Raw genomic sequence first — 4,845 nt, 5'->3', positions numbered from 1 at the left:
GCATAGTGCGAATGGCTATCTCAGCCCAGAAGCATTCGAACTAAAGAGCATTGCTTAGTGCCGTGTCTAGTTTTAGTACTAGAGATCAGATTGTTTAAAATAATCGTCAGCGGCTCTCGTTGAACGCTGATGATGGTATCATCATATGTCAGCTCAATTGGCTGATAGTCCCCTTTAGCTGCTTGTTGATCACTAATAACCTGCCGAAGAAGATCTGCTAAATTCACTTGGCTATATTGCAGAGATGTACATTCTGAGCTCATCAGCCACAGCAAGGTTTCTGTAATGGATCGCATCTGCCTTGTGGCTTGACTAGCATGTAATAAAGGTCCTTCTAAATCACCATGTTGCAGCGTCAGAATATCAAAAGATGATTGGCAAATGGCTATTGGAGTGCGTAACTCATGACTCGCAAAGCGTAAAAATGACAGTTCACGCTGCTGGGATTCCTTTAACTGCTTAATGGATATATCCAGTGCATCAACGATAGACTGTAGTTCCGCATAGCATTGCTGTGGAAAATTTAAGCGTTGCATTTTCTGCCAGTCATGTTGTTTTATTGCTCGACTTATTTGGTGTACTGGAGAAATAACTCTTCTTTGCAAATGAAAAGCTAAACTTGCTACAACGCCAAAAGTCATCGTGATTAAAAGTAGAATCGCTGCCATATTCTTAGGGGCAAACTCCAAATCATGTGTGGCATTATAATTAAGCCAAACATATAAGTTTTTACCAGAATCTTGCTTATACACCATTAAGGCATCAATAAACTTACCGTGACAATGTTGATACTGAACTTCATTAATGTTTGTTGGAATAATGCCATTAGTAATAGATTTTACTTGCTCTGGTGCATTATTCCAATCTGTGTATACTTTAATATTATCTGTTTGATAAAGCTTACCCGTTTCTGCCAAATACTGCTCAGCAGCCTGAGCAGCACTTTTCATTGTAATGCTGTGCATACTAAACATGCCGGTGCACATCATACAAAGAGGAATGAAGATATTAATAAGTAAAGTAACAGCTAAAAATATCACACCATAGGATTGATATACCCGCTTTAAACTCATCTTATTATTTATAGACATTGTTCAACCTTTAAACATAGTCCAACACCACGAACAGTATGTAAGTATTGTTGTTCAAAAGGTTTATCGACTATTTTCCTAAGTAGGTGCATGTGACTTCTCAGGCTGTCACTGTCTGGTGGGCTATCAGGCCACAACATGCGTTCAATTTCCTCACGCTCAACAATTTCAGGGCTACGTCTAGCCAATAAAGACAGAATTTGCCACCCTGTGCGTGATAATACTAACTCTTTACCTAGCCTATGTACTGTATGCCCTGCAAAATCAAATTCAAGTTCTCCCAAACGCAGTACCTTTGGAGCAGGCCTTCTCTCCGCCACTACACGCAGTCGCGCAACAAGCTCAGGCATCGCAAAAGGTTTGATCAGGTAGTCATCTGCGCCAACCTCAAAACCTAATAGCTTATCTTGTAGTCCACTTCTCGCGGTTAACATAATAACTGGTGATAATACGCGTTGCTCTTTCCATCTCTTACAGGCATGCAGTCCATCACCATCGGGCAAATTAAGATCCAATATAATCGCATCATATGGACGACCATAAACTTGCTCTTCCGCGAGTGCTAGTGAGCCAGCATAGTCACATTCAATATCAATTAACTCTAAGTATTGAATAATATTTTTAGCCAGTAACTGATTATCTTCAACAAGCAATACGAGCATTTTTATATAATCTCCAGCTGATGCGCCTTATAAACTAAATGAGTCCGATTAGTCGCCGACAATTTATGCCTCATCGATTCAAAGTGATATTCTACACCTCGGATAGTCATATCCAACTCTTGGGATATTTCTTCATTCTGTAACCCCAGAGCCGCCATCTGGAGTGCCCGAATAGCCGTTTTGTTAAATAATTTATGCTGCCTATAGGGAGTGACTTCGCTGTGATAATTTTCAAGCAGTGTCATCTTGGCTTGTTTTAATACCGTTTCAATACCCACTAAATCTAGATCTTCAGTAAATTGTTTTGAAAGCAGCGTGAACCTGCAGCTCCACATATTCGATGCAAAATGTTTTAACGGCCAACTAATGACAGAGTGGATCCCATAACGCCCGAATAACGTTCTAGTTTTACTTTGTTCGCTATCATCCAATATATAATGATAAGGAGCGTCTAATCGGAGTGCTTTGACAAAATTTGGATCCGTCGCAGCAACCCGGGTTAAATACTGTTCATGAAGCTTTTGTACCGTTAAAGATGAAGTTATAACGCCATCACTACTTAACAGCATCTTTCGAGTTAACAGTCTATTTAAGGCACAGTTGTGATAATCTTCATAAGCGCTATTAGCCACTCCTTGAAACCAAAACCCGGAAACCCCATATTTGGAAAGAGCTTGCTTTACACAAGCAATCGGATCTAAAGGAGTTGCATCCATCTCTTCATTGCACAATAAAGCTTTCATAAAACTAAAACCTCATAGCTAGCTAAAATGTTTTATTAACATCTGTCATTTAAGCTTATTTGACAAAAACACATTACTAAAATGATGTAAAAATCAGCTAAGTTAAATTTATAGCCTAAACACTACTGAAATCAGTTACACATATATAGAAGATTAATGAAGACTTATTACCTAGACGACAAAAATAATAATTTTGAGTATTAACCTAAGGATTTTGACGTAGTTTTGACGTAAATAGCTTTATACTTAAATTAACGTAAAAAACCTGTATTTTTTACACGAGAGTTAGCGCCAAGACCCAAGGAGCCGGTAGATTATTGACAATAAAGGCCTTTTTAATTTCAACAGCTGTGAAATTCTAGTTCTAGCTATTAAAATAATTATAATGAACTTAATAAATATTAGCCTAGTCACGAATTTCTCTGTTAAGCGATGGTAACCTTGTCTATCAGCTTACCAATATGTTGATCATGCGTTCCTCATTTATACTGAATAACTTTCATTATGAAAATAGACCAGAAGCAATAAAGCTAAAGTGGTTCTTTTATAGTCAAACCACCAATCATAAGTTGTGAATTAACTTTGGAAATTTTCACTCAATAAAATTAGTAGGAAACCATTTCAGTTCAAAAAACAAACTTGATTTATGCTTAAAAAGAAGGTTTTCAAGCTTACATAATGTCAGCTGCAACTCTAACTCTAATGCTGAATAAGCCGTTCCTTATGTAAATCTAGCAAAAAAAGATTACTCACTTCACAATATTAATCAAACGACACTTTATCGCTGCTCTGATTGCGTATTCAGTCACAATATCCCATTTAAATATCGATATTATTCAGCTTCTAAATCCAATGTCGGATTTCATTTAGCGAGAATAAAAAGTGAAAAAGTTAAAGTTATCGATTCTAATTGGTGCATTGCTTGGCGCGCCTACCTTTGCCGTAGCAGACGATTTCCAACCTTCTGTTGAGTTAGGTGGCGCACTAAAGGTTAAGTATTTTGTTGATGATGCTAACCAAGCCTCTAAATCAAATGGCGGTGAGTTTGCATTTGATGCTTTAGAATTAGATATCGATAGTCAAATCAGTGAAAACTGGACTGCTAGCGCAAAGTACATTTTCAAAAACTCTTCAAGCAACCATTTCGTAAAATACGCTTACGCTGCTTACAATGGTGTTGAAGATTGGCAGTTCCAAGGCGGTATCATTGGTAAGCCTTTTGGTAACAAGAGCTTTATTTCTCACAACTGGTGGGAAAGTATTAACTACTACATGGGCTTTGAAGATGATTACGATCTAGGTGCTAAAGCAATTTACAACTCTGGCGCTTGGACATCTGAAATCGCGTTCTTCAAGAACAGCGAATACTCTGCTGAAGATAAGCGTAGTTACGCTGCAGACACATTCTCTGGTGACATTTGCGTAGCAACCGATGTTCAAGGTAACTGCACAAAGACAAACACTTACAACAACGAAGAAACGAATACTTTCAACATTCGTCAGTCTTATGTTCTAGACTTTGACAAGTTAACCGTACAACTTGGCGCATCTTTAGAATACGGTCAAATTTACGATTCACTACATGATGACAATGGCACATCTACTGCTTACGCTTTAAGCCTAGATGCACAATACAGCGGTTACCAGTTACAGCTACAAATGGTTGATTATGATTACGACCAATTTGATAGCGAAGGCAAAGACGGCCTGTACGCTATGAAGATGGGTGAAGGCGCTTATGAAGTTGCTGCAAAAGGCCAGATCTTTGCTGCAAACATCGCTAAAGCTATCGGTTACGACTGGGGTACAGTCACTGTTTACAATGACTACAGCCACTTAACTCCAGATACTGATGTTAACGCAAATCTTAATGATTCTGTTATTAACACTACTGGTATGAGCATTGCGGTTTCTGATTTTTACATTTTCGTCGATCACATCTACGGTAAGAATGCTGTATGGATTGGCGGTCAATCAGGTCTAGGTATCGAAAACCAAGATGATGATTTCCACTCGCTATTCAACATCAGTGTTAGCTACTACTTCTAATAGTTAATACTAAGCGATTTACTATTAAGTCGCCATAAACCTAGATAGCTTGCTTATATTTGTCTTTGCTCTCTTGGAAACTAAAGGCCTGTAAATTACAGGCCTTTTTGCTATCTAATAATAAGAACGTTACTCTGCTATTAATACCTTAATAGCAGGAGACACTGCATGATGACCTGCAGCCAACACGACTATATAGAGCTAGTATGTTGTAGTGGCATAGTGAATTTGGACACCAAGATGTAAGGGGTATAATCCCCATCTAAACACAAGGTGAACAAATGACCCGTAAATCAAAAC

4 protein-coding genes are annotated in these 4,845 nt (G+C 38.2%); 1 reads left to right on the top strand and 3 read right to left on the bottom strand.

Annotated features, from left to right (window positions below; genetic code table 11):
- Positions 1–20: 20 nt before the first annotated feature.
- From L2748_RS23045 to L2748_RS23035, 3 genes are read right to left on the bottom strand one after another with little or no spacing between them, the layout of a single operon-like run.
- A complete protein-coding gene (locus L2748_RS23045) occupies positions 21–1,091 on the bottom strand; it encodes an ATP-binding protein (RefSeq protein ID WP_246616288.1) in 1,071 nt (356 codons plus the stop codon).
- Positions 1,082–1,753 carry a response regulator transcription factor gene (locus L2748_RS23040; RefSeq protein WP_220783419.1) on the bottom strand — a complete coding sequence of 224 codons (672 nt, stop codon included), beginning with the start codon at positions 1,751–1,753 and terminating at the stop codon, positions 1,082–1,084. The genes L2748_RS23045 and L2748_RS23040 overlap by 10 nt, the downstream gene beginning before the upstream one ends.
- 2 nt (positions 1,754–1,755) lie before the next feature.
- Complete coding sequence (locus L2748_RS23035; RefSeq protein ID WP_220783420.1) at positions 1,756–2,496, bottom strand: response regulator transcription factor; 741 nt, start codon at positions 2,494–2,496, stop codon at positions 1,756–1,758.
- 882 nt (positions 2,497–3,378) lie between these two features.
- Between L2748_RS23035 and L2748_RS23030 the strand changes: the two genes are divergently transcribed.
- Positions 3,379–4,545, top strand: a complete 1,167-nt coding sequence (locus L2748_RS23030; protein ID WP_246616289.1) for a hypothetical protein — start codon at positions 3,379–3,381, stop codon at positions 4,543–4,545.
- Positions 4,546–4,845: the final 300 nt, after the last annotated feature.

The organism is Shewanella sairae, assembly GCF_023283535.1.
Lineage (GTDB): Bacteria > Pseudomonadota > Gammaproteobacteria > Enterobacterales > Shewanellaceae > Shewanella > Shewanella sairae.
Note: the sequence above shows the minus strand (reverse complement) of the source record. Positions and strands in the feature narration are given on the sequence as shown.

Coding starts and splice junctions, on each gene's coding strand:
- L2748_RS23045 (WP_246616288.1), bottom strand. CDS start 1,091: ATGTCTATAAATAATAAGATGAGTTTAAAGCGGGTATATCAATCCTAT.
- L2748_RS23035 (WP_220783420.1), bottom strand. CDS start 2,496: ATGAAAGCTTTATTGTGCAATGAAGAGATGGATGCAACTCCTTTAGAT.
- L2748_RS23040 (WP_220783419.1), bottom strand. CDS start 1,753: ATGCTCGTATTGCTTGTTGAAGATAATCAGTTACTGGCTAAAAATATT.